This window comes from Xanthomonas sp. JL1 (assembly GCF_038405005.1).
Genome location: NZ_JBBYGR010000022.1, coordinates 18,947 through 41,961, shown reverse-complemented (window position 1 = coordinate 41,961; position 23,015 = coordinate 18,947). Strand labels below are relative to the sequence as shown.

Below are 23,015 nucleotides of genomic sequence, written 5' to 3'. Positions count from 1 at the left end.
TAGGAAGTAGTTAACTTGAACTTCTCGTGGACGCCATCATCTCAGGATGATGGAAGCAACCGACATGAGATCGTTGTCGCGCGACGCGCGGCACGAAAGGCGCGTGCAGGTCATTCGACTGCGCAAGGCGGGCCAGACCTACGACGAGATCGCGGCGCAGACTGGGTTGAGCCGCACGGGTGTGTTCGACATCTGCAAGCGTCACGATGTGGCAGGGGCCAAGGCTTTGCGCGACGCGCCCAGCGGGCGTCGCAGCGGCGACGGCCGGCTGCTCGACGCGGCGCAGGAAGCTTTGGTGCGCAAGCTCATTACCGACAAGACGCCTGACCAGTTGAAGATGCCCTACGCGCTGTGGACGCGCGCGGCGGTGTCGCAGCTCATCGAGCAGCGCTTTGGCATTCGCCTGCCGGTGCGCACGATGGGGCTGTACCTGGCGCGCTGGGGCTTCACGCCGCAAAAGCCGATGAAGAAGGCCTACGAGCAATCACCCGCCGCAGTCCGGAAGTGGCTCGACGAGGACTACCCGGTCATTGCCGCTCGTGCCAAGGCCGAGGGCGCCGAGATTCACTGGGGCGACGAGAGCGGCCTGCGCAGCGACGACGTGCGCGGGCGCGGCTTCGCCCCGAAAGGCCAGACGCCTGTGATCCGGGTCAACAGCAAGCGCCACGGCCTGTCGGTGATCTCCACCGTGACCAACAAGGGCCAGATGCGCTGGCGCATCTTCGACGGCGCGCTCAATACGAACATCCTGATCGACTTCCTGCGCCGGCTGATCAAGGGGGCGAGCAAGAAGCTGTTCCTGATCCTGGACAACCTGCGGGTACACCACGCCAAGCCCGTCAAGGCGTGGCTGGCCGAGCACGCCGATGCGATCGAGGTGTTCTACCTGCCCAGCTACAGCCCCGAACTCAACCCCGACGAAATGGCCAACGCCGACATCAAGCAAGCCGTCACGACGCTGGCGCCAGCGCGCACAAAGCTGCAACTGGTCAAGGCCACCGCACGCCACCTTCGCAGCGTGCAGCGCCAGCCTGAGCGGATTCGCAAATACTTCGAGCATGGGCCGGTTCGCTATGCGGCTTGATTCAAGTTGGTTGATGCCGGATCAATAAGAGCGGCCAACAAAACGACTGCGTAGCCGCCAGGCGGGCGCGGCCTGTGCTCGGAATCGGCATGTACCACGCGTCCACTGCGGTTCTGAGCGCGCCGTCCGCGCTCACCTGACAGCGGCTCGCTACGTTTTGTCAGCGGCTCCAAGTCGAATGAAAATGCCCGGGGAGACCGGGCATTCTCGTTTGCCTTACGCCAATGGCGTATTTGAGATGATCTCGACCCAGTAGCCATCCGGGTCCTTGATGAAGGCCAGGTGCTTCATGCGGCCGTCTTCCAGGCGTTTCTGGTAGGGCACGTTGAGGCTGTCGAAGCGTGCGCAGGCGGCATGGATGTCCGGCACTGAAACGCAGATGTGGCCGAAGCCGCGCGGGTCGCTGTTGCCGTCGTGGTAGACCGGGCCGTCCTGGGTGTCTGTGCCGTGGTTGTGGGTCAGTTCGAGCACGCCGGGGATGCCGGCCATCCACAGGCGGCGCTGCGCGTCGTCATCGGGAATGGCAGTGCCTTCCGGCAGCAGCGCGAGAAAATACAGGCTGAATGTTGCGTCGGCAAAATCGCGTGCGTCGAGCAGGCGGAAGCCCAGCACGCGTGTGTAGAAATCCAGCGACTGCTTGGCATCCTTGACGCGCAGCATGGTGTGGTTGAATACGAAGCCGTGCGTTTCGGCGGGCGCAGCGATGGCACCTGGCACGTGTTGTAGATCGTTCAAAGCCATGGCGGTTTCCTGGGTTGAATAAGGGCGCAGCATGCTGCGTTGCTGTCGATGTTAGCGAGGGCGTGGTAGTTGGCGTGTCATGGCCATTGGCAGCGTCTGCGATGCGTTAGCGTTGATGGCGGTATCGAAGGCTGCGGCCTGCACGATGCCATTGCCTCAGAACCAAAGGCGGACACCGGCAACCAAACGGCTGTCGCGTGCGGGTGCATCCTCCATCGCCGCACGTGCTGCGCTATCGCCGAAGCGGCGGCGATGTACCCAACCGATGTATGGCGCGAAACGGCGAGTGATTTCGTAGCGCAAGCGCAGGCCAAGTTCGGTTTCTTCCAGGCCGCGACTCATCCCGCGGCGGTTGTCGTCGGTGAGCGCGATGTCGGCTTCCACGTGCGGTTGCAGGATCAGCCGGTTTGTCAGCAGCACCTCGTATTCGCCTGCCAGCCGCAGTGCTGCGCGGCTGCCATCGCCTACATACAGCGTGGCTTCGGTTTCGAACTTGTAGGGCGCCAGTCCCTGCACGCCGAATGCCGCCCAGCTGCGATGGTCGCCTGTGCCGATGTACTGACGTGCGCCGACGAGCAGATCCCACCACGGCGAGATGGCATGGCCGTAGAAGGTTTCCAGCGAGGCGGGTTCGGTGCGTCCGTCGTGCCGCTCGCCTTCGCTGCGCAGCCATAGCCGATCGATGTCGCCGCCGATCCATGCGCGTGATTCCCATGCCTGGCCGCTACCGCGTTCGGTTTTGGAAGCCTCCATTCGATCAAGCAGGACATAGTGGTTGATGCCTGCCGAGTGCATCGTATGCGCTTGCAATGGGGCGAATGCGGCGGCGATTTCTTCCGCAGTGGGTGTCGGGATGGGGGTGCGTGGGAGTGCGGTACTGCGTGTATCGGCGAGGTTGCCGGTGATTGTGGTGTTGGTGGGCGATGCAGGAATTTGCGCGGCATTGGTGGACTGCATGTGGTCCATCTTCGAGTGATCCATCGCCTGGTGGCTCATGGCTGCATCGTCCATGGATCCATGCTTCATCGCTTCCTGCTCCGTGGTTCCAGTCTCCATGGCAGCGTGCGACATGTGGGCGTGGTCCATGTGTGCGGCCTGAGATGAGGACGGCGCCTTCTGCGCGCCATCGGTCATCTGCATCGCATGGTCCTGCATGTCCTGTGGTGCGTCTTGCATCGCATCGTGCTGATGCTCCTGTGCAACCGCAGATGCACTGGCCAAGAGCGCGGCTGCCAACCAGGCCTGGGTGCGAAAGCGGCTCATGCTTCCACCCGCACTTCGCGCATCATGCCCGCTTCCATGTGGTACAGCAGATGGCAGTGATACGCCCAGCGACCGAGCGCGTCGGCGAGCACGCGGTAGGTGCGGCGGGTGCCGGGTGGCATGTCGATGGTGTGCTTGCGCACCTGGAAGTTGCCGTCGGCATCTTCCAGATCGCTCCACATGCCATGCAGATGGATGGGGTGCTGCATCATGGTGTCGTTGACCAATACGATGCGCAGCCGCTCGCCGTACTGCAGGCGCAAGGGCTCTGCGGAAGCGAATGCGATGCCATCGAATGACCAGGCGAATTTTTCCATATGCCCGGTCAGATGCAGCTCGATCTCGCGACCGGGCTCGCGGCCATCCGGGTCGTCGAACACGCTGTGCAGATCGGCGTAGCACAGCACGCGACGTCCGTTGTCGCGCAAGCCCACGCCAGGGTCGTCCAGGCGCGGCGCGGTGGCATTGCTGCGCATGTCGATCAACGGGTTGCCGTCTTCGCTGGCGGGTTGATGCGGTGTCTTGGTCTGCGTGTTGCCACCCCCATGCCCGTGCATTTCCGGCATCGGCATTGCCATCGCGTGTGCTGCATGCGCGTCGCCTTGCGTCGTACCGTCGCCTTGCGTCGTACCGTCGCCGTGCATCGCGTGGTCGCCATGCCCCATTCCATCGCCATGGCCGATGTCTTGCATGGTCAGAATGGCGCGCGGATCCAGTGCCGGAATCGGCGCCTGCAATCCGTGCTGCACCGCCAGTGTGCCGCAGGCAAAGCCGGTGCGGCCCATGTCCTGAGCGAATAACGTAAACGCATCCTGGCCGAGCGGTTCGACAATCACGTCGAAGGTTTCGGCCGCGGCGATGCGCAGTTGGTCCACGCTGACCGGATGCACGTACTGCCCATCGGCGGCCACCACGGTCATGCGCAGACCGGGGATGCGGATGTCGAAGTAAGTCATCGACGAGCCGTTGATGAAACGCAGCAACACCTTTTCGCCCGGCTTGAACAATCCGGTCCAGTTGCCGGCGGGCGCCACGCCATTGAGCAGGTAGGTGTAGGTGTTGGCGTTGACGTCGGAGAGGTCGGTGGGCGTCATGCGCATCCGCCCCCACATGCCGCGGTCTGCCAGCGTGGCGCGCAGGCCGTCGTCGCGCGCATCGCGTAGAAAATCGCCCACGGTGCGTTGCGCATCGTTGTCGTGGCTGGGCATCTGTTTCAAACGGCGGAACAGTGCGGCCGGGTCGAGATCTGTCCAGTCCGAGAGCAGCACCACATGCTCGCGATCATGCCGATACGGCGGCGGCGTCAGCGGGTCGATGACGATGGCGCCATACAGCCCGGCCTGCTCCTGGAACATCGAATGGCTGTGGTACCAGTAGGTGCCGGACTGGCGCAGCGCAAAGCGGTAGTGATACTCCTGGCCGGGCGCGATGCCGTCGAAACTCATGCCGGGCACGCCATCCATGTTGGCCGGCAGCAGCAGGCCATGCCAATGCACCGAGGTGGGCTGGTCGGTCAGCGCGTTGCGCACGCGCACGCTCACTGTGTCGCCCTCGCGCCAGCGCAGGATCGGTGCCGGCAGGCGCTGGTTGACGGTGATCGCGGGACGGGTGCGGCCGGTGAAATCGACCGGCATGCGGCCGATCTGCAGCGACTGGCTGCTGCCGCGCAGTACCGGGGTGTTGGCCGGAGTGGCTGCGCGCGCATCGCGGCGCCACAGGCCGCCGGCAACGGCAATGCCGCCCAGGGCCAAGCCTTGCACGAAGCGGCGCCGGCTCAGGCCGTTGCTGGATGAAGCATCGGAACACGGGGAATCGAAAGACATGACATCTCCGGTGCGTTCCATCGTCAAGACGGACGCATCGCATAGCTGAGAAAACCCACGCAACGCGCGCGCGGGGCCGATGACGGCCAAGGCAAGGCCGTCAGCGCTCAGGCGATGGGAGGTCGCACCGGTTGGTCGGGCAGCGGGCTGCTGCGCCCGTCGGCCAAGGTGGCCGGCAATGCCAGCTGGCCGAACTGCCCCTGGGGTACTGCAGGCAAGGTCAACAAGGCGAGGCTGCAGTGCTGCAGGCAATCGCAGCTGCCCAGCTTGCAGCAGTCGTGCGCATGCGCATGTGTGGCCTTGTCAGGCAACTGCGCGAAGGTGGGCGGCGGCGTGGCGTCATGGCACGGCATGGCGGCCGGCATCGCCGCATGCATGGTCGATACGGAACTCACCATCGCAGCAGCGGGCATTGCGCCTGATGCCATCACCGGCATCGCCATGCCCACCGACGCCCACGCGCCGGTGGCCGTATTGGCAACCAGGCACAGGCACAGCAGCAGGCGGAGCAGGCGATGCAGCACGGGCGCTCGGGGCAGCGGACAGGTGCGGTGAGCATAGCATCGGCCTCCAGCCAGCTGCCGGCCCGATGACCTGGCTGCGCGGGCGCGCGGGCGACGGCGGTAGAATTGAGACTACTTTCGCAGCCAAGTCCTGCCATGTCGCAGCGCCAGTGGGTGGCCGCCGCCATCCAGAAGATCGAAGCCGATTTCAATCGTTCGGCCGACACCCATCTGATCCCGATGGATCTGCAGGGCTATCCGGGCATCGATCTGTACTTCAAGGACGAGTCCAGCCACCCGACCGGCAGCCTCAAGCACCGTCTGGCGCGCTCGCTGTTCCTGTACGCGCTGACCAACGGTTGGCTGCGCGCCGGGCGCCCGGTGATCGAGGCGTCCAGCGGCTCCACCGCCATTTCCGAAGCGTATTTCGCGCGCCTGCTGGGCGTGCCCTTCATCGCGGTGATGCCGGCTTCGACCTCGCCGGAGAAGATCGCTGCGATCGAATTCCAGGGTGGTCGTTGCCATCTGGTCGCGCGCGCCTGCGATCTGGACAGCGCCTCGCACCAGCTTGCGCACGAGACCGGCGGGCACTTCATGGACCAGTTCACTTACGCCGAGCGTGCCACCGATTGGCGCGCCAACAACAACATCGCCGAATCGATCTTCAAGCAACTGGCCGAGGAGCCGCACCCGATTCCGGACTGGATCGTGTGCAGCCCCGGCACCGGCGGCACCAGCGCCACCTTGGGCCGCTACGTGCGCTATCGGCGCCACGCCACCCGCATCCTCTGCGCCGATCCGGAAGTGTCGGTGTTCTTCGACGGCTATTGCCGCACGGTGGATGGCCACTGCCCCAAGGAGCTGGCCATCACCGGCGGCTCGCGCATCGAGGGCATCGGCCGCCCACGGGTGGAGTCGAGCTTCATTGCCAGCTGCGTGGACGTGATGATCAAGGTACCCGATGCATTGAGCCTGGCGGCGATGCGGCACGTCAGCGCCACGCTCGGCCGCCGCGTCGGTGGCTCCACCGGCACCAACTTCGTTGGCGTGCTGCATGCCGCCCGCCGCATGCGCGACGAGGGCCGGCAGGGCTCCATCGTCACCATCCTGTGCGATGCCGGCGAGCGTTACGCGCACAGTTATTACGATCCGGCCTGGTACGTGGCGCGCGAGATCGATGTCAGCGACAACGATGCGGCCATTGCGCTGGCCGTGAATGGCGGCGATTTGCCTGCTTTGCCTTGTGCAGCGCTGGAATGACCGCCATATCGGGCAATCATCCAGTCCACCACCGGAGCGCCCCATGACCAACCCGCTGCTCGATCTGTCCGGACTGCCGTCCTTCGATGCGATCCGCCCCGAACACGTGGGCCCGGCGATCGACCAATTGCTCGCCGAGGCCGAGGCGGCGGTGAAGGCAGCCGAGCAGGTCAGCCCGGTGCGCTGGGACAGCTTCGTGACGCCGCTGGACGATGCCACCGAGCGGCTGTGGCGTGCGTGGGCGCAGGTGGGGCATCTGCAGGCGGTGGTCAACACGCCGGAGCTGCGCGAGGCCTACAACAGCAATCTGCCCAAGGTGAGCCGCTTCGGCAGCGCGCTGGGTCAGAATCTGGCGCTGTATGCGCAATACAAGGCGCTGGCGCAATCGCCGGAAGCCGCACACTTCGATGAAGCCCGTCGCAAGGTGCTGGAAAACGCGCTGCGCGATTTCCGCCTGGGCGGTGCCGAGCTCGATGACGCCGCCAAGGCGCGGTTTGCGCAAATCCAGGAAGAACTCTCGGCATTGGCGGCCAAGTTTTTGCAGAACGTGCTCGACGCCACCGATGCGTGGTGTTACCTCACCGAAGACGACACGCAGTTATCAGGGCTGACGGCCGAAGTGATCGCTGCGGCACGCGCTGCCGCAGAACAGGACCGCGTGCCAGGTTGGAAATTCACCTTGCAGATGCCGTGCTATCTGCCGGTGCAAACCGATGCGGACAGCCGCGAGTTGCGCGCGCTGTTGTATCGCGCCAATGCCGAGCGCGCGTCCGAATTTGGCGATGCCGCGCTGGACAACAGCGCCAACATCGATCGCATTCTGGCCTTGCGCGCCGAGTTGGCACAGCTGCTCGGCTTCGCCAGCTACGCGGACTATTCCGTCGCTACCAAGATGGCGCAGAGCCCCGATGAAGTGATGGGCTTTCTGCGCGATCTGGCCGTGCGTGCCAAGCCGCACGCGCAGCGTGACCGTGCCGAGCTGGAAGCCTTTGCGCGCGACGAACTCGGTCTGCACGACCTGCATGCCTGGGACCTGGCGTACGCATCGGAAAAGCTCAAGCAGGCGCGTTACAGCTTCTCCGAGCAGGAGGTGAAACAGTACTTCACCGAGCCGAAGGTGCTGGCCGGCCTGTTCGATGTGATCCACAGCCTGTACGGGCTTACGGTCAAGCCGGACAGCGCGCCGGTGTGGCATCCGGATGTGCGGTTTTACCGGCTGGAAGATGCGCAAGGCGCCCTGGTCGGCCAGTTCTATCTGGACCTGTATGCGCGCGAGGGCAAGCGCGGTGGCGCGTGGATGGACGACTGCCGCAATCGTCGCACCACCGCCAACGGGGTGCAGACGCCGCTGGTGTATCTGGTGTGCAACTTCGGCCGCGGTAGCGGCAATGCACCGGCCACCTTCCGCCACGGCGAAGTCACCACGCTGTTCCATGAGATGGGCCACGGCCTGCATCAGTTGCTGACGCGTATCGGCGAGCTGGGTGTAGCGGGTATCAACGGCGTGGAGTGGGATGCAGTCGAGTTGCCGAGCCAGTTCATGGAAAACTTCTGCTGGGAATGGGAGCGCGTGCAGGCAATGACCGCACACGTGCAGACCGGCGAGCCGCTGCCGCGCAACCTGTTCGATCGCCTGCTGGCAGCACGCAATTTCCAGAGCGGCATGTTCACCGTGCGCCAGCTGGAATTCGCCTTGTTCGATATGCAGCTGCACAGCAACTTCGACCCGAGCCGAGACAGCTTGCTGCAACTCATCGAGCGCGTGCGTGACGAAGTGGCGGTCAATCGGCCGCCGGCCTGGAATCGCTTCCCGCATCAGTTCAGCCACATCTTCGCAGGCGGCTACGCAGCCGGCTATTACAGCTACAAATGGGCCGAAGTGCTCAGTGCCGATGCCTATGCTGCGTTCGAAGAGGCGCCGGAGCAGGTAGCTGACACTGGCGCACGTTTCCGCCATGAAGTGTTGTCGCGCGGCGGCAGCCGCAGCGCGGCTGACAATTTCCGTGCTTTCCGTGGGCGCGCGCCAAGTATCGATGCGTTGCTGCGCCACAGTGGCATGGCCGGCTGATACAGCGGTATGGCGCGCCGGTCGCCGGCGCGCCTTCGATGAACGCATGCACAACCGGCCACGCCGGGCTGGGCGGCGTATTGCAGAATTTACGCGGCCCGGCCACGGGTTTGCGGCGCCTTTATCGCTGGTCCGGATAGCCTTTGCAGCACCCAAATGCAACGAGGTGGCACATGGCAATCAACTCCGTGTCTTCTGTGGGTTCCCCTGCAGGTCGTCTCATCGACCTGGAAGCCGGCACTTCGGGCCCGGCATCGATCGCAGCACCAACCATAGCGCCCTCCGGCGAGGCCAGGCTGTCTTCGCTGACGCGGGCACCTTCCCGACCTGCACCAAGGCCACCTGCGGACGTTAACGCGCCAGCGCAGACCGCGCATGCAGCAGCGCCGGGAAGGCTGCAGCAGCTGGGTGCCTACGGTGGCCCGGTGCTGGACGCGGCGGCGTCGGGGCTGTCGATGGCTGCCTCGCGGCTGTCTGCCGCGCCGCGGACAGCCGGACTCACCGGGACTGTCAGCGGTGCGCTGTGGGCAGGCGGCGCGGCGATCAACCAACTTGGCAACGTGCCTGCCAATGCCCTGGTATCCGGGGCTAACGCAGTAGGTGCTGCTGCAGGTGTTCTGAGCGCGGTGGCACCGTCGCTGACCGGCAGCGACAACACCAGTGTGGCCTACGCGTCGGCGGCGGCCTGGGCGGTGAACGGCGGCGCCAACCTGCTGCGCGCCGCCAACGATGCCGGACGCGCGTTGCCCAGCCGGGTGCTGCAGGGCGTCAGTGGTGCGGCGAATATGGCCGCTGCCGGGCTGGCGGCCGCCGCAACCGCGGCATCGCAGCAGAATGCGCCGCTCAAGGCGGTCAACCTGGGTACCGCATCGTCGGTGGCCTGGGGCATTGGTGCTTTCGCCGCGCTCGGCTCGGCGTGGACGGCGGCCCCACGCGACGACGCCTCTGTGGAGGCCGCGCCAGCCCAGCTCCAGCGGTCCGACGCTGCGGTTTGAGTCAGTGGTCTGACGTAGCGGTTTCAGCGGATGTACAGAAGCGACGCGGAGCATTGCCAGCGTCGTCGCGACGGCCTGCCTCGGTCCGATGGCCCTGGGCAGGCCGCTTTTTTTCAGACCCGGCCGAACACCAGCGCGCCGTTGGTGCCGCCAAAGCCGAAGCTATTGGACATCACCGTGTTCAAGGTCGCTTCCTGGGTTTGCCGCAGGATCGGGAAACCTTCGGCGCGCGGATCGAGTTCTTCGATATGCGCCGAGCCTGCCATGAAACCATCGCGCAGCATCAGCAAACTGTAGACCGCCTCGTGCACGCTGGCCGCGCCCAGCGAGTGCCCGGACAGCCCCTTGGTCGAGGACAGCGGCGGTACGTTGTCGCCAAACACCTCGCGCACCGCACCCAGTTCGGTGACATCGCCCAATGGGGTGGAGGTGCCATGCGTGTTGAGGTAATCGATCGGGCGATCCAGCCCCTGTATGGCCATGCGCATGCAGCGCACCGCGCCTTCGCCGCTGGGTGCGACCATGTCGGCGCCATCGGAGGTCACGCCATAGCCGAGTAGTTCGGCATGGATGCGTGCGCCGCGTGCGATGGCGTGGTCGTAGTCTTCCAGCACCAGCATGCCGCCACCGCTACCGATGACGAAGCCGTCGCGCTGCGCATCGTACGGGCGCGAGGCCACCGCAGGGCGATCGTTGAAGCCGGTGGACAGCGCGCCCATCGCATCGAACATCACGCTCATCGTCCAGTGCAATTCTTCGCCGCCACCGGCGAACATCACATCCTGCGCGCCGTGCCGGATCAGATCGGCCGCCGCGCCGATGCAATGCGCCGAGGTCGCGCAGGCAGCCGATAGCGAGTAGCTCAGGCCGCGGATCTTGAAAGCGGTCGCCAACGAGGCGGACACCGCCGAACACATCGTGCGCGGCACCATGTACGGGCCCACCTTGCGTACGCCACGGTTGCGCAGCAGATCGGCGGTTTCCACCTGCCACTGGCTGGAGCCGCCGCCGGAGCCGGCAATCACACCGGTACGCAGGCCGCTGACGTGCTCGGCGTCCAGACCGGCATCGGCGATCGCATCGCGCATGGCCAGATAGGCGTAAGCCGAGGCATCGCCCATGAAGCGCTTGAGCTTACGGTCGATCAGGCTGTCCAGATCCAGCGCCACCGCGCCACCTACCTGGCTGCGCAAGCCTGCTTCAGCGTGATCGGGGAGCGCGGTGATGCCGGAGCGGCCCTCGCGCAGTGCGCTGGAGACGGTATCCAGATCGTTGCCCAGGCACGAATTGATGCCCATTCCGGTGATGACGACGCGACGCATCAGAAGTTCTCCGTTGAAGTGAACATGCCCACCCGCAGATCCTTGGCGACGTAGATCTCGCGCCCATCCACCAGCATGCGTGCATCGGTCTGCGCCATCACCAGCTTGCGGTTGATCACACGGCTGACATCGATCTCGTAGCGCACCAGCTGGGCGCTGGGCAGGACCTGTCCGGTGAACTTGACCTCGCCGCAGCCCAGCGCGCGGCCACGGCCCTGCGCGCCGATCCAGGTGAGGAAAAAGCCGGTCAGCTGCCACATTGCATCCAGGCCCAGGCAGCCTGGCATCACCGGGTCGCCGATGAAATGGCAGCCGAAGAACCACAGGTCCGGGCGGATATCCAGTTCGGCACGGATGACCCCCTTGCCATGTGCGCCGCCGGTGTCGCTGATCTCGGTGATGCGGTCGAACATCAGCATCGGATCATTGGGCAAGCGGCCGCTGTCGGGTGCAAACAATTCCCCACGCGCGCTGGCCAGCAATTGGTCGCGCGAGTACGCACTTTGACGAGTCATGACGAAGGTTTCCTGCAAGGAGCGAAAGGCGAAGCCTGGAAGGGTGCATGAGGTCGCGCGGTTCAATCAAACGTTTTATCCGTACGCATGCGTGCTGTTTTCAGCGGATTGCGCAGTGCGGCGAGACATGCGGTACGCGGCAACCGCCGCGCTCGGACCCGCGACGACAGGTTGGCGGTGGACGTGTGTGGTCGGTTGTGCCGTTGGTGTCATCGATGCGGACTCGTTGGTTTGCGATGAGCGGTCGCGCTCGTTTTTCGACCGCGCCGTGGTCCATCTCCACTCAAGGCGTGAGACAGCGCTGGCTTATCATGGGTGCAGGCCTGCGACAGAGAAACCCGCTTGATGCGCAAGATCGTGCACGTGGACATGGATGCGTTCTACGCGTCCGTGGAGCAACGTGACGACCCTGGCCTGCGCGGCAAGCCAGTGGTGGTGGCTTGGCGCGGTGCGCGCTCGGTGGTGTGCGCAGCCTCCTACGAAGCGCGCACCTTCGGCATTCGCTCGGCGATGCCAGCCGTGCGCGCAGAGCGTCTGTGCCCGAATGCGATCTTCGTGCCGCCGGATTTTGTGCGCTACAAGGCGGTATCGCGGCAAGTGCGCGAGATCTTCCACCGGCATACCGATCTGGTCGAGCCGCTGTCGCTGGACGAGGCCTATCTGGATGTCACGCAAGCCAAAACCGGCATGCAGCTGGCCACCGAGATCGCGCAGCTGATCCGCACGCAGATTCGCGAAGAAACCGAGCTCACCGCATCGGCCGGTATCGCGCCGAACAAGTTCCTGGCCAAGATCGCGTCCGATTGGCGCAAGCCCGATGGTCAGTTCGTGATCGCGCCCAGTCGCATCGACGCATTCTTGCTGCCGCTCAAGGTCAATCGCATTCCCGGCGTGGGCAAGGTGATGGATGGCAAGCTGGCGGCACTGGGCATCGTCACCGTGGCCGATCTGCGCCTGCGCCCGTTGGAAGAACTGCAGGCGCATTTCGGCAGTTTCGGGCAAAGCCTGTACCGCCGCGCGCGCGGCATCGACGAACGCCCGGTCGAGCCGGATCAGGACGTGCAGTCGGTTTCCTCGGAAGACACCTTCAGCGAAGATCTCGCGCTTGATGCCTTGGATACGCACATCCTGCGCCTGGCCGAAAAAACCTGGCTGGCCACACGCCGCACCGAGCGTATCGGCCGCACGGTGGTGCTGAAGTTGAAGACCTCCAATTTCCGTATCCTGACCCGCTCCTGCACGCCTGAGCAGCCGCCTGTGTCGCAGGAGGCGCTGGCACAGATCGCGCTGGCACTGACCCGCCGTGTGGAGCTGCCTGCGCAGACGCGCTATCGCCTGGTCGGTGTTGGCCTGAGCGGTTTCAGCAATGTCGAAGAAGGCGCTGTGCAGGGGCAGCTGTTTGGCGAAATTCCCCAGGCCGAGTGAGTGCCATCCACCGGGCATGACGGGCTACATATGTCGCTGACTGTATCGACGCGCTCAGCGAACAATCCAAAGCGCTCCACAGTGTGCGCGCTGCATCCGGCACTGCGTACACTGCGGCTCCCCACACACGAGGCCGTCCGAATGTTTCCGTATTCGCTGGTGATCTTCGATCTGGACGGCACGCTCGTGGACAGCGCGCCCAATATCGCCGAGGCGCTCAACGGCACCTTGCAGGAGCTGGGGCTGCAGCAGTTCAGCGAAGCTAGGATCCGCAGCTGGATCGGCGAAGGCGTGCACGTGTTGCTTGCCACCGCATTGCGCGACGTCGGCAGTACGCGCAACGTCGATGCGGCAATGCCGGTGATGATGCGCCATTACGAAGCGAGCCTGCTGCACAACCCACCGTTATATCCCGGCGTTGCCGAAGCGCTGGCGGGCTTGCGCGATGCCGGCGCCACGCTGGCGCTATGCACCAACAAACCCTCGCGTTTTATCGCGCCGTTGCTGGACCATCTGGGCATCGCCGCGCATTTCAGCAGTGTGCTGGGCGGCGATTCCTTGCCGCAGCGCAAGCCCGACCCGGCACCGCTGCTGCAGCTTGCCAGACACTTCCAGCGCAGCCCACAACACTGCCTGATGGTCGGCGATTCGGCCACCGACGCCGCGGCTGCAAACGCCGCGAACATGCCGCTGGCGATGGTGCGTTACGGTTACCTGCGCGGCTTCGATGTGCAGACCTCCGGTGCGGTGGCCATCATCGACGACATGCGCGAGCTGCTTGCGTTGAAGTAACGTGCGATCACGTAACGCGTCAACCGACGCAGCGCCAGCGTGGACTATTGCAGCAGTCTCAAGATCAGGCATCGGCACCAAGCGGATCACTGTTGAACACGCGCCTGTTTCGCGGAGCGGCCACCGTCATCGGCGTCACCGCGATGAGCCACGCACAGCCAATCCGTTCATGTGATCGAGCAATGCCGCGCGGCGGGCTTCAAAAGGGGACGTGATGGCGAGGCAATGCTGCATGCATCAGCGCGCGCATGGGGCCAGACAAGGCCGTACTGCACCAACCATCAACCGATCACCGAACACTGGCAGCTAACTCAATCGTCCCGAGCTTGGTCTGCATCCGCCACGTCATCGAAGTCAGGCGTGGTATCCGCATCGCCGTGCGTATCGTCGTTATCGGCGCGCGCATAGTGCACGGTTTCCACTGGCCCGCCCACGGCGCGGCCGCGCACCGGCAGCAGTGCGCTAGCGGCTTCGTATTCGGCCAGCAACGCATGGCGTCGCGCTTCCGGCACATCCTGCCAATGACAATCGGCCAACGCGCCTTCCAGCGAATACAGCAGATTGAGGCTGGGCTTGAAGCCAGCGCGTCGCACCTTGACGAACGCGCCCACTGCACCCACCTCCTGCAGGTCCTGCCGCGTGCGCAGGCCGACCTGGCGCAGCCACGCTGCGCTCTTCGGGCCGATGTTGCGCATCCGCTCGGTGGTCACGCCAGCGCGTCCACAAATAGCTGCGCGATTGCTTCCAGGCCACGTTGGTCGTCGGCATCGAAGCGGTCCAGCTCCGGGCTGTCCAGGTCCAGCACGCCGATCAGCGTATCGCCTTTGACAAGTGGAATTACCAGCTCCGAGCGCGATGCCGAATCGCAGGCGATATGCCCGGGGAACGCATCCACATCCGCGATGCGCTGGCTCTGCCGGGTACTCGCAGCCGCGCCGCACACGCCTTTGTCCAGCGGAATGCGCACGCACGCCGGCAGACCCTGGAAAGGCCCCACCACCAGCTCGCGGCCGTCGTAGAAGTAGAAACCGGCCCAATTGAGCGAGGGCAGCGAATGGAAGATCAGCGCGGCCAGATTGGCGGCGTTGGCGATCCGGTCCGGCTCGCCGTGCACCAGTGCCTGGGCCTGGGCGGTGAGCTGGGCATATTGTTCCGGCTTGCTGCCGGTCAGCGAAGAGGTAGCGAACATCGGCAAAGTTTAGCAGCGGCTGTTTGCAGCGTGGTTGCGACTGCGTAGGGCACGCGCAAAGGCCTGCGGTCGGCACACCAAGTCGGGCGGACTGCCGGCAAGACGACGCGCAAAGTCATCCGGAGCAACACGGCACCTCCGCTATAGCGCTCGCAGGTCATTGCCTATGGAGGCGGGCGTTGGCACCTTCTCACCGATCAACCCGCTGACGGGCAGCACGCCCCGCAGACAAGCCAGAAGCAACCGGCTTCAACAACGTGGCCAATGCGCGCGTTATGCTGCGCGCCCTCACGGCAATGGCGGCGCGGCCGCAGGACCAGGCATATGCAGCCTCCGGCGTTTTATGTCACCGGTACCGATACCGGCATCGGCAAAACCATGGGCAGCACTGCGCTGCTGCACGCGCTGCGTGCACGCGGCCACACCGCAGTGGGCATGAAGCCGGTCGCCAGCGGCTGCGAGCGCACGCCGCAGGGCTGGCGCAACGAAGACGCGCTGGCGCTGCAGGCGGCCAGCAATCCGCAGCCGGCGTACGCTACGCTCAACCCCTACGCCTTGCCTGCGCCGCTGGCACCGGAACTGGCCGCAGCTGACGTCGGCGTGACGCTGTCGCTGGAGCCGATTACGCAGGCCTTCGCGCAATTGCGCGCGCAGGCCGAGGTCGTGGTGGTGGAGGGCGTCGGTGGTTGGGCCGCGCCGCTGAGCGCAACGTTGGATCAAGCCGATCTGGTGCGTGCATTGCAGCTGCCGGTGGTGCTGGTGGTCGGCGTGCGGCTGGGTTGCATCAACCATGCGCGCCTTACCGCTGCCGCCATTGCCGCCGATGGGCTGCAATGCATCGGCTGGATCGCCAATGAAGTCGACCCGCAGATGGAGCGTGTCGAAGAGAACATCGGCATGCTGCGCCAGCGTTTGGCAATGCCGTGCTGGGGACGGATCCCGTGGCGGCCGGACGCCGAGGCTGCTGCTCAGGCTCAGGGACTGCAGCTGCCGCGCTAAATGCCGCTGAGCACAGCGTGCAGGCAATAAAAAAGCCCGACAGAGGGAGGGATCTGTCGGGCCGGATTGCACGGGGGGAGGGACCCATGCAAAGTCGCTGAATTTTGGTGGCCGTTACTTTCGCCGGGTCTTGCCTGCCGCACCGGCCGTCTCGCTGCCGGTGTCGAACTGCTGCTTGGTGAATTGGCCAAGCTCGCTGGACATCTTCAACCCCAGCCCGACCACTTCCTGATTGACCGAGGCCAGACGTTCCAGGTTGTCGCGCGCCACCTGCAAGCCTTTCGGCCAGAGCATCTGGTAGGCACCTAGATCGCGCGCCTGCGCAAACTCACCGAAGAAACTGCTCGTGGCGTTGATATTCTGTTCCAGCGTCTCAAATGCCAATCAGATCGTCCCTCCGACTGAGCCTGACTGAGGCAATAGCTCCATCAACCATGCGAGCTCCTCTTCGTTGAATGCCGGGAAATCATCCGCTGCCCCTGCGAAGGGGGCCGCATCTTGTTCCCACATCACGGTGCTGGACGCTGCCAGGTCGGCAGCCATGGGCGTACCAGGATCCGGGAGGCCGCCCCCGATCCTGGTACGCGGGCGTTTTACCCTCCAGCTGAGGGGCAAATGCAGCGCATCGCGCTGTTCGGGAACGCGCACCTCGAAAGATTGCTGTGCGGAGGGGCCGGTGACAGCACGATCCGATCGGGACCGTTTACGGCTGCTTGCCCGCGTCTGATCTCCCTCGTGCATTGGGCTGGGCGCATCAAGGTCACGCTCCAGCGAATCGGCGAATGCATGCAAAGACGCCTGATCCGGCGTTTGAGCTGAAGTAGGGGACGGTTTGGCCCTTTTCATCCCTGATGCCTGGAGGATACGGTCCCAACGCTGCGAGGCTGGGGGGAGCGTTCCACCGCGGGCTTCGAGTTCGGTGACGCCCACTCTGCGAAAGAGCTGTAACAACCCGTTCCTGCTCATCCCGAACTGCGTCATGGCCTCATCAAATGCGTACGCTGGGTGGGAGTGGCACTGGAAAAACTCCAGCACGCGAACCACTTGCGCGTAGTCGGCAACGCGATGGGACGTGCGTTCGCCAATACGGCTATTGACTCTTCTGATCAATTCCGGCGCGTGCGGCAATCCTTTTTTCACTGCATCCAGGGCAGGACGTCCGCCGAGGCAGGCCAAGGCGACGAGGTGGTCGTTGGTCAACGCGGCCAACGCCGGATCAGGGCGAGATAACTGGGCAACAATGCTCTCCAGCGCCTGCTTGCCGCCGCCATTGCTGGCGATGGCCACCACCTGCGCCGGGGTCAGGCCATGGTCCTGGCACAGCACCGGCAACAGCCGCTGCACCGTCTCCAGCGCCTGCTTGCCGCCATCGTGGCTGGCGATGGCCACCACCTGCGCCGGGGTCAGGCCATGGTCCTGGCACAGCACCGGCAACAGCCGCTGCACCGTCTCCAGCGCCTGCTTGCCGCCGTTATTGCTGGCGATGGCCACCACCTGGTCCGGGGTCAGGCCATGGGCCTGGCACAGCACCGGCAACAGCCGCTGCACCGTCTCCAGCGCCTGCTTGCCGCCGTTATTGCTGGCGATGGCCACCACCTGGTCCGGGGTCAGGCCATGGGCCTGGCACAGCACCGGCAACAGCCGCTGCACCGTCTCCAGCGCCTGCTTGCCGCCGTTATTGCTGGCGATGGCCACCACCTGGTCCGGGGTCAGACCATGGGCCTGGCACAGCACCGGCAACAGCCGCTGCACCGTCTCCAGCGCCTGCTTGCCGCCGTTATTGCTGGCGATGGCCACCACCTGCGCCGGGGTCAGGCCATGGGCCTGGCACAGCACCGGCAACAGCCGCTGCACCGTCTCCAGCGCCTGCTTGCTGCCGTTATTGCTGGCGATGGCCACCACCTGCGCCGGGGTCAGGCCATGGGCCTGGCACAGCACTGGCAACAGCCGCTGCACCGTCTCCAGCGCCTGCTTGCCGCCGTTATTGTTGGCGATGGCTACCACCTGGTCCGGGGTCAGACCATGGTCCTGGCACAGCACCGGCAACAGCCGCTGCACCGTCTCCAGCGCCTGCTTGCCGCCGTTATTGCTGGCGATGGCCACCACCTGCGCCGGGGTCAGGCCATGGGCCTGGCACAGCACCGGCAACAGCCGCTGCACCGTCTCCAGCGCCTGCTTACCGCCATCGTGGCTGGCGATGGCCACCACCTGGTCCGGGGTCAGGCCATGGTCCTGGCACAGCACCGGCAACAGCCGCTGCACCGTCTCCAGCGCCTGCTTGCCGCCGTTATTGCTGGCGATGGCCACCACCTGGTCCGGGGTCAGGCCATGGTCCTGGCACAGCACCGGCAACAGCCGCTGCACCGTCCCCAGCGCCTGCTTGCCGCCATCGTGGCTGGCGATGGCCACCACCTGGTCCGGGGTCAGGCCATGGTCCTGGCACAGCACCGGCAACAGCCGCTGCACCGTCTCCAGCGCCTGCTTGCCGCCGTTATTGCTGGCGATGGCCACCACCTGGTCCGGGGTCAGACCATGGGCCTGGCACAGCACCGGCAACAGCCGCTGCACCGTCTCCAGCGCCTGCTTGCCGCCATCGTGGCTGACGATGGCCACCACCTGCGCCGGGGTCAGGCCATGGGCCTGGCACAGCACCGGCAACAGCCGCTGCACCGTCTCCAGCGCCTGCTTGCCGCCGCTATTGCTGGCGATGGCCACCACCTGCGCCGGGGTCAGGCCATGGGCCTGGCACAGCACCGGCAACAGCCGCTGCATCGTCTCCAGCGCCTGCTTGCCGCCATCGTGGCTGGCGATGGCCACCACCTGCGCCGGGGTCAGACCATGGGCCTGGCACAGCACCGGCAACAGCCGCTGCACCGTCTCCAGCGCCTGCTTGCCGCCAATATTGCTGGCGATGGCCACGACCTGGTCCGGGGTCAGACCATGGTCCTGGCACAGCACCGGCAACAGCCGCTGCACTGTCTCCAGCGCCTGCTTGCCGCCATTGCTGGCGATGGCCACGACCTGGTCCGGGGTCAGGCCATGGTCCTGGCACAGCACCGGCAACAGCCGCTGCACCGTCTCCAGCGCCTGCTTGCCGCCGTTATTGTTGGCGATGGCCACCAATTGGTCCGGGGTCAGGCCATGGTCCTGGCACAGCACCGGCAACAGCCGCTGCACCGTCTCCAGCGCCTGCTTGCCGCCATCGTGGCTGGCGATGGCCACCACCTGGTCCGGGGTCAGGCCATGGTCCTGGCACAGCACCGGCAACAGCCGCTGCACCGTCTCCAGCGCCTGCTTGCCGCCGCCATTGCTGGCGATGGCCACCACCTGGTCCGGTGTCAGGCCATGGTCCTGGCACAGCACCGGCAACAGCCGCTGCACCGTCTCCAGCGCCTGCTTGCCGCCACTATTGCTGGCGATGGCCACCACCTGGTCCGGGGTCAGGCCATGGTCCTGGCACAGCACCGGCAACAGCCGCTGCACCGTCTCCAGTGCCTGCTTGCCGCCATCGTGGCTGGCGATGGCCACCACCTGCGCCGGGGTCAGGCCATGGGCCTGGCACAGCACCGGCAACAGCCGCTGCACCGTCTCCAGCGCCTGCTTGCCGCCGTTATTGCTGGCGATGGCCACCACCTGTGCCGGGGTCAGGTTCAGGGGGGCACCCGTCAGTGCATTGCGCGATGCATGCACTGCCTCCACTGCGGTCACGCCGCCACGTTTTGCAATCTTGAGAAGTTGGCCTGTGTCCAACTGTAACGGCGGACCTCTCAACTCCCCCGCATCCGTGAGCAAGGCCTCCAGGGCGCGTGCGCCGGACCACTGTTTGCCGACGCCAACGATGTCTTCGTGTGTCGCCTCTGGCAACGCCGTGATTATGTGCTGATACGTGACAGCAACGGTCCCTAACGCTGCCGGGTGTTTGCTGAGCGCAACGATGTGCGCGTGTGTAAACCCATGGCCCACCAGTGCCTCGTGGTGCTGCGCCACTGTCGAACGCACCTTCGGTTTGATCTTCTCTTGCTGCTGCTGACTGTAGCCGAGCGTGCGTAGATCCACCTGCGCGGCCGGCGAAGCGTCGGAGGGTTGCGCCGCACGCCGTCGCGGGGCCGGCTTGGCGCGCGGCGGCCGCGCGGCAGTGACAGCGACACGCACGGTGGGTGGCGGGTCATCGGCTGCACGCAGAGCCGATTGCGCCTCATCCCACTCTGCTGGGGCAGCCGCTGTATGCGGCGTGCCGACGGCAGGCATCGAATCAAAAAGCGATGTATCAAGAAGCGACGGATCGAACTGACGCAGCGGATCGCTGAAGCTGCCCGCCGAGAACGCAGGCGAGGGCGCAGGGGGAGATGGCAGCCGGGTCCGGGACATCGTCCGCCGAGCGGGCAAGCCATCCAGGGGGCCGCCAGCAGGCGGAGCCCCCCCCCGATCTGCAGTCGGCTGAACCCTATCCGGTTGGGGTCCGGGCAGAAGCTCGCGGGCAGGACTTGGCGTGCGCGAACGAATGGGATCCATCTGGTTGGCACGGGCAGCAGCAGAGGCGAACTGACTGGTAAAGCGGTTTTCGAACTGCGCCGACATTGCGAACCCCTTGGGGAAGGCCGTGACCGTTTGTTGCGTTGCAGCATACGCCGTTGTCGCTGCGATGCAACGCGCTTGCTGAAGATTTTCCAAACGGCTTGAGAAGTGCTTTTCGATCAATAGGTTGGCTGGTTCCTTAAATCATAAAAGCGGCCCAGTGGGCGGCTTCATGTCAGAGGACTGCGCTACCGATCAACCGCGGTAGCGACATCCGGAGGTGCAGGTTTCATGCACCACGATCTCGCTGAGCTGCGGCAGCGTCGGCTTGAGCTGCTGCCAGATCCAGATCGCAAGGCGTTCGCTGGTGGGGTTTTCCAGCCCTTCGATATCGTTGAGATAGTGGTGGTCCAGGCGGTCGTAGATCGGCTGGAAGGCGGCCTTGATGTCGCCGAAATCCATGATCCATCCGGTCTCGGCGCCGGGTTCGCCGCTGACATGCAACTCCACCCGGAAGGAGTGCCCGTGCAGGCGCGCGCATTTGTGCCCAGGCGGCACGTTGGGAAGCCGGTGCGCGGCTTCGAGCGTGAAGACTTTGAAGATATCCATGCGCGGCATTGTAAGTGCGCTGGGCCCTCTGCAGCCGACGGCAAGCGCAACGCTGCGGTGCTTTTGCAACGCGACGAAGCCATGGTGGCCGCTTGCATGCCACATCCGCAGGCAGTGCTGCGCGAATGCCTGGCGCGCTGACGATCGCGTCCGTCACCAAGGTGCGGCATTGCCGCGCTCTTGAGGTGCCTGGTCGCACGCGGATAAAGCATGGTTGCTGAGACACGTGCATCGCCCACAAAAAAGCTGCCCCGAAGGCCAATGCCAGTCGGTTAAGCTGAGATGGCTGGCTTGATGTAGGAAGGGGGGGGCGTGTTCATAACGCTCCCGTTTTGCCGTGCGTCTTCTGCAAGAAACCCTGAATCAGACCCTGCATCACCTCCCCGACGATGGGCTGGGCGCGCTGTCCTCCTTAGCGCGTACCGCTCGGACGCTGACCACCGCGACCGCCGTCGCGACGGCCTGCACCCGGGCCAGCGTTGGCCTGACGCGGCCCGCCGCTGCGCTGGCCACCCGGCTTCTTCGGGCCGGCATGCGCGTGCGCCTGACGCGGTGCATCGCCATGCGGGCGACGGGCGTGGCTCTTGCGCGGGGCGCGATCGCCGCCCGGCTGCTCGGCGCGACCCGGTGCGCTGTTGCCCCAACGGATCGGCGTCTGCGGCTCGTAGCCCGGCACGTCGCGGATTTCCACGTCGCGGCCCAGCATGCGCACGATCTGACGCAGCAGCTTGGCTTCGTCCTGCGCCACCAGCGAGATCGCCTCGCCGGTGGAGCCGTTACGGCCGGTGCGGCCGATGCGGTGCACGTAATCCTCGGCCACCATCGGCAGGTCGTAGTTGATGACCTTCGGCAGCTGGTCGATATCGATCCCGCGCGCAGCGATATCGGTGGCGACCAGCACGGTCACGCGGCCGGCCTTGAAGTCGCTCAGGGCACGCATGCGCTGGCCCTGGCTCTTGTTGCCGTGGATGGCCGCGGTCTTGATGCCCGACTTCTCCAGGAACAGCGCCAGCTTGTCGCTGCCGTGCTTGGTGCGCGCGAACACCAGGGTCTGTTCGCGGCTGTCCTGCGCCAGCAGGTGCAGCAGCAGATCGCGCTTGCGCGCGCCATCGACCGGGTGCACGCGGTGGGTGATGCTCTCGGCCACGGTGTTGCTCGGGGTGACCTGGATCTGCATCGGGTTGCGCATGAACTCCAGCGCCAGCTGCTTGATGTTCTCTTCGAAGGTCGCGGAGAACAGCAGGGTCTGACGGTCCTGGCGCGGCAGCTTGGTCAGGATGCGCTTGATCGACGGCAAGAAGCCCATGTCGAGCATGCGGTCGGCTTCGTCCAGGATCAGCACTTCGATGCCGGACAGGTCCACGCTGCGGCGCTCGATATGATCGATCAGCCGGCCCGGGCAGGCGATCAGCAGGTCCACGCCACGGCGCAGGGTGTCGAGCTGGTTGCCCATGCCCACGCCGCCGTAGATCACTGCGCTGGGAATGCGCAGGTACTTGCTGTAGCCGCGCAGGCTGTCATGCACCTGGGTGGCCAGTTCGCGGGTGGGGGTCAGGATCAGCGCGCGCGGCTTGCGCGGGCCGTTGACCGGCTGCGGCGAGGTGCCCAGGTGCTGCAGCAGCGGCAGGCCGAAGGCGGCGGTCTTGCCGGTACCGGTCTGCGCGCCGGCCAGCAGGTCGTGACCGGCCAGCACCAACGGGATCGCCTGCTGCTGGATTGCAGTGGGGGTTTCATAGCCCTGCTCGGCCAACGCGCGCAGCAGGAAGGGCGCAAGGCCCAGGGATTCAAAAGACATCAGGAAGCTCCAGGTAAAGCGTCGCCACCAAGCCAGGCCCGGAGCGCAAACGCATTGCAGATGCAAAAGCAAGTGAGGCTCGGAGCGTTCCCGTGAACCGCGCTGCGAGATGGTGGA

The 23,015-nt window shown here is 65.3% G+C and carries 19 protein-coding genes and 1 other RNA gene; 8 read left to right on the top strand and 12 right to left on the bottom strand.

Translation table 11 applies throughout. The annotated features are described in order from the left end of the window. The first annotated feature begins 49 nt into the window (after positions 1 to 49). Together WJW29_RS05320 and WJW29_RS05315 are read left to right on the top strand one after the other, a co-directional pair. On the top strand, positions 50 to 1,084 hold the full coding sequence (locus WJW29_RS05320; RefSeq protein WP_011407587.1) for an IS630 family transposase: 1,035 nt from the start codon (positions 50 to 52) through the stop codon (positions 1,082 to 1,084). An 89-nt stretch (positions 1,085 to 1,173) separates the two neighbouring features. Further along, positions 1,174 to 1,250: non-coding RNA, sX9 sRNA (locus WJW29_RS05315), on the top strand. Positions 1,251 to 1,300: 50 nt separating this feature from the next. On the opposite strand, the gene gloA is transcribed toward WJW29_RS05315, so the two are convergent. The 4 genes from gloA to WJW29_RS05295 all read right to left on the bottom strand — a co-directional run bounded on the left by gloA (position 1,301) and on the right by WJW29_RS05295 (position 5,435). Next, entirely contained in the window at positions 1,301 to 1,825 is a 525-nt protein-coding gene (gene gloA / locus WJW29_RS05310) for a lactoylglutathione lyase (protein WP_011407588.1), read from the bottom strand. Between the two features lie 156 nt (positions 1,826 to 1,981). Beyond that, on the bottom strand, positions 1,982 to 3,088 hold the full coding sequence (locus WJW29_RS05305) for a copper resistance protein B (RefSeq protein WP_011257643.1): 1,107 nt from the start codon (positions 3,086 to 3,088) through the stop codon (positions 1,982 to 1,984). Next, positions 3,085 to 4,932: a copper resistance system multicopper oxidase gene (locus WJW29_RS05300; RefSeq protein WP_103057232.1), complete on the bottom strand. Its 1,848-nt coding sequence runs from the start codon at positions 4,930 to 4,932 to the stop codon at positions 3,085 to 3,087. Before WJW29_RS05300 ends, WJW29_RS05305 begins: the two co-directional genes overlap by 4 nt. An 86-nt stretch (positions 4,933 to 5,018) precedes the next feature. After that, the gene (locus WJW29_RS05295) at positions 5,019 to 5,435 is read right to left on the bottom strand and encodes a CopL family metal-binding regulatory protein (RefSeq protein ID WP_011257645.1); all 417 of its coding nucleotides are present in this window, start codon (positions 5,433 to 5,435) and stop codon (positions 5,019 to 5,021) included. Positions 5,436 to 5,570: 135 nt separating this feature from the next. On the opposite strand from WJW29_RS05295, the gene WJW29_RS05290 reads away from it, so the two are divergent. From WJW29_RS05290 to WJW29_RS05280, 3 genes are all read left to right on the top strand, one after another. Next, positions 5,571 to 6,674 carry a PLP-dependent cysteine synthase family protein gene (locus WJW29_RS05290; RefSeq protein ID WP_011407590.1) on the top strand — a complete coding sequence of 368 codons (1,104 nt, stop codon included), beginning with the start codon at positions 5,571 to 5,573 and terminating at the stop codon, positions 6,672 to 6,674. Positions 6,675 to 6,717: 43 nt separating this feature from the next. Then, the gene (locus WJW29_RS05285) at positions 6,718 to 8,742 is read left to right on the top strand and encodes a M3 family metallopeptidase (RefSeq protein ID WP_011407591.1); all 2,025 of its coding nucleotides are present in this window, start codon (positions 6,718 to 6,720) and stop codon (positions 8,740 to 8,742) included. 173 nt (positions 8,743 to 8,915) lie between these two features. After that, entirely contained in the window at positions 8,916 to 9,737 is an 822-nt protein-coding gene (locus WJW29_RS05280; RefSeq protein ID WP_041181965.1) for a hypothetical protein, read from the top strand. A 113-nt stretch (positions 9,738 to 9,850) separates the two neighbouring features. On the opposite strand, the gene fabB is transcribed toward WJW29_RS05280, so the two are convergent. After that, on the bottom strand, positions 9,851 to 11,059 hold the full coding sequence (gene fabB / locus WJW29_RS05275; RefSeq protein ID WP_011257649.1) for a beta-ketoacyl-ACP synthase I: 1,209 nt from the start codon (positions 11,057 to 11,059) through the stop codon (positions 9,851 to 9,853). Next, on the bottom strand, positions 11,059 to 11,574 hold the full coding sequence (gene fabA, locus WJW29_RS05270) for a 3-hydroxyacyl-[acyl-carrier-protein] dehydratase FabA (protein ID WP_011407593.1): 516 nt from the start codon (positions 11,572 to 11,574) through the stop codon (positions 11,059 to 11,061). The genes fabB and fabA overlap by 1 nt, the downstream gene beginning before the upstream one ends. Before the next feature lie 345 nt (positions 11,575 to 11,919). On the opposite strand from fabA, the gene dinB reads away from it, so the two are divergent. Together dinB and gph are read left to right on the top strand one after the other, a co-directional pair. Then, positions 11,920 to 12,999 (top strand): DNA polymerase IV, encoded by a 1,080-nt coding sequence (gene dinB / locus WJW29_RS05265; RefSeq protein WP_011407594.1) that lies wholly within the window; start codon positions 11,920 to 11,922, stop codon positions 12,997 to 12,999. Between the two features lie 141 nt (positions 13,000 to 13,140). Continuing rightward, positions 13,141 to 13,791: a phosphoglycolate phosphatase gene (gene gph, locus WJW29_RS05260; protein ID WP_011407595.1), complete on the top strand. Its 651-nt coding sequence runs from the start codon at positions 13,141 to 13,143 to the stop codon at positions 13,789 to 13,791. A 311-nt stretch (positions 13,792 to 14,102) separates the two neighbouring features. Here gph and WJW29_RS05255 read toward each other — a convergent pair whose 3' ends face one another. Beyond that, positions 14,103 to 14,501, bottom strand: a complete 399-nt coding sequence (locus tag WJW29_RS05255) for a TfoX/Sxy family protein (RefSeq protein WP_011257653.1) — start codon at positions 14,499 to 14,501, stop codon at positions 14,103 to 14,105. After that, positions 14,498 to 14,980, bottom strand: a complete 483-nt coding sequence (locus WJW29_RS05250) for a GAF domain-containing protein (RefSeq protein WP_011407596.1) — start codon at positions 14,978 to 14,980, stop codon at positions 14,498 to 14,500. Before WJW29_RS05250 ends, WJW29_RS05255 begins: the two co-directional genes overlap by 4 nt. A gap of 324 nt (positions 14,981 to 15,304) precedes the next feature. Here WJW29_RS05250 and bioD point away from each other — a divergent pair, with 324 nt between their 5' ends. Further along, positions 15,305 to 15,979, top strand: coding sequence for a dethiobiotin synthase (gene bioD / locus WJW29_RS05245; protein ID WP_011407597.1), 675 nt, complete (start codon positions 15,305 to 15,307; stop codon positions 15,977 to 15,979). Positions 15,980 to 16,093: 114 nt separating this feature from the next. On the opposite strand, the gene WJW29_RS05240 is transcribed toward bioD, so the two are convergent. From WJW29_RS05240 to WJW29_RS05225, 4 genes are all read right to left on the bottom strand, one after another. After that, positions 16,094 to 16,363 carry a hypothetical protein gene (locus WJW29_RS05240; RefSeq protein WP_341898170.1) on the bottom strand — a complete coding sequence of 90 codons (270 nt, stop codon included), beginning with the start codon at positions 16,361 to 16,363 and terminating at the stop codon, positions 16,094 to 16,096. Beyond that, on the bottom strand, positions 16,364 to 20,491 hold the full coding sequence (locus tag WJW29_RS05235; protein WP_069959831.1) for a TAL effector protein PthXo1: 4,128 nt from the start codon (positions 20,489 to 20,491) through the stop codon (positions 16,364 to 16,366). Positions 20,492 to 20,749: 258 nt separating this feature from the next. Then, on the bottom strand, positions 20,750 to 21,103 hold the full coding sequence (gene queD, locus WJW29_RS05230) for a 6-carboxytetrahydropterin synthase QueD (RefSeq protein ID WP_027703598.1): 354 nt from the start codon (positions 21,101 to 21,103) through the stop codon (positions 20,750 to 20,752). A 412-nt stretch (positions 21,104 to 21,515) separates the two neighbouring features. Next, the gene (locus WJW29_RS05225) at positions 21,516 to 22,898 is read right to left on the bottom strand and encodes a DEAD/DEAH box helicase (protein ID WP_011407600.1); all 1,383 of its coding nucleotides are present in this window, start codon (positions 22,896 to 22,898) and stop codon (positions 21,516 to 21,518) included. Between the last annotated feature and the right edge of the window lie 117 nt (positions 22,899 to 23,015).

Excerpts from the sequence above, each read along its gene's own strand:
- bioD (WP_011407597.1), top strand. The coding sequence starts at position 15,305 with ATGCAGCCTCCGGCGTTTTATGTCACCGGTACCGATACCGGCATCGGC.
- WJW29_RS05300 (WP_103057232.1), bottom strand. The coding sequence starts at position 4,932 with ATGGAACGCACCGGAGATGTCATGTCTTTCGATTCCCCGTGTTCCGAT.
- gph (WP_011407595.1), top strand. The coding sequence starts at position 13,141 with ATGTTTCCGTATTCGCTGGTGATCTTCGATCTGGACGGCACGCTCGTG.
- WJW29_RS05235 (WP_069959831.1), bottom strand. The coding sequence starts at position 20,491 with ATGGATCCCATTCGTTCGCGCACGCCAAGTCCTGCCCGCGAGCTTCTG.
- WJW29_RS05280 (WP_041181965.1), top strand. The coding sequence starts at position 8,916 with ATGGCAATCAACTCCGTGTCTTCTGTGGGTTCCCCTGCAGGTCGTCTC.
- WJW29_RS05305 (WP_011257643.1), bottom strand. The coding sequence starts at position 3,088 with ATGAGCCGCTTTCGCACCCAGGCCTGGTTGGCAGCCGCGCTCTTGGCC.
- WJW29_RS05320 (WP_011407587.1), top strand. The coding sequence starts at position 50 with ATGGAAGCAACCGACATGAGATCGTTGTCGCGCGACGCGCGGCACGAA.
- fabB (WP_011257649.1), bottom strand. The coding sequence starts at position 11,059 with ATGCGTCGCGTCGTCATCACCGGAATGGGCATCAATTCGTGCCTGGGC.
- fabA (WP_011407593.1), bottom strand. The coding sequence starts at position 11,574 with ATGACTCGTCAAAGTGCGTACTCGCGCGACCAATTGCTGGCCAGCGCG.
- queD (WP_027703598.1), bottom strand. The coding sequence starts at position 21,103 with ATGGATATCTTCAAAGTCTTCACGCTCGAAGCCGCGCACCGGCTTCCC.
- dinB (WP_011407594.1), top strand. The coding sequence starts at position 11,920 with ATGCGCAAGATCGTGCACGTGGACATGGATGCGTTCTACGCGTCCGTG.
- WJW29_RS05285 (WP_011407591.1), top strand. The coding sequence starts at position 6,718 with ATGACCAACCCGCTGCTCGATCTGTCCGGACTGCCGTCCTTCGATGCG.
- WJW29_RS05290 (WP_011407590.1), top strand. The coding sequence starts at position 5,571 with ATGTCGCAGCGCCAGTGGGTGGCCGCCGCCATCCAGAAGATCGAAGCC.
- gloA (WP_011407588.1), bottom strand. The coding sequence starts at position 1,825 with ATGGCTTTGAACGATCTACAACACGTGCCAGGTGCCATCGCTGCGCCC.
- WJW29_RS05225 (WP_011407600.1), bottom strand. The coding sequence starts at position 22,898 with ATGTCTTTTGAATCCCTGGGCCTTGCGCCCTTCCTGCTGCGCGCGTTG.
- WJW29_RS05250 (WP_011407596.1), bottom strand. The coding sequence starts at position 14,980 with ATGTTCGCTACCTCTTCGCTGACCGGCAGCAAGCCGGAACAATATGCC.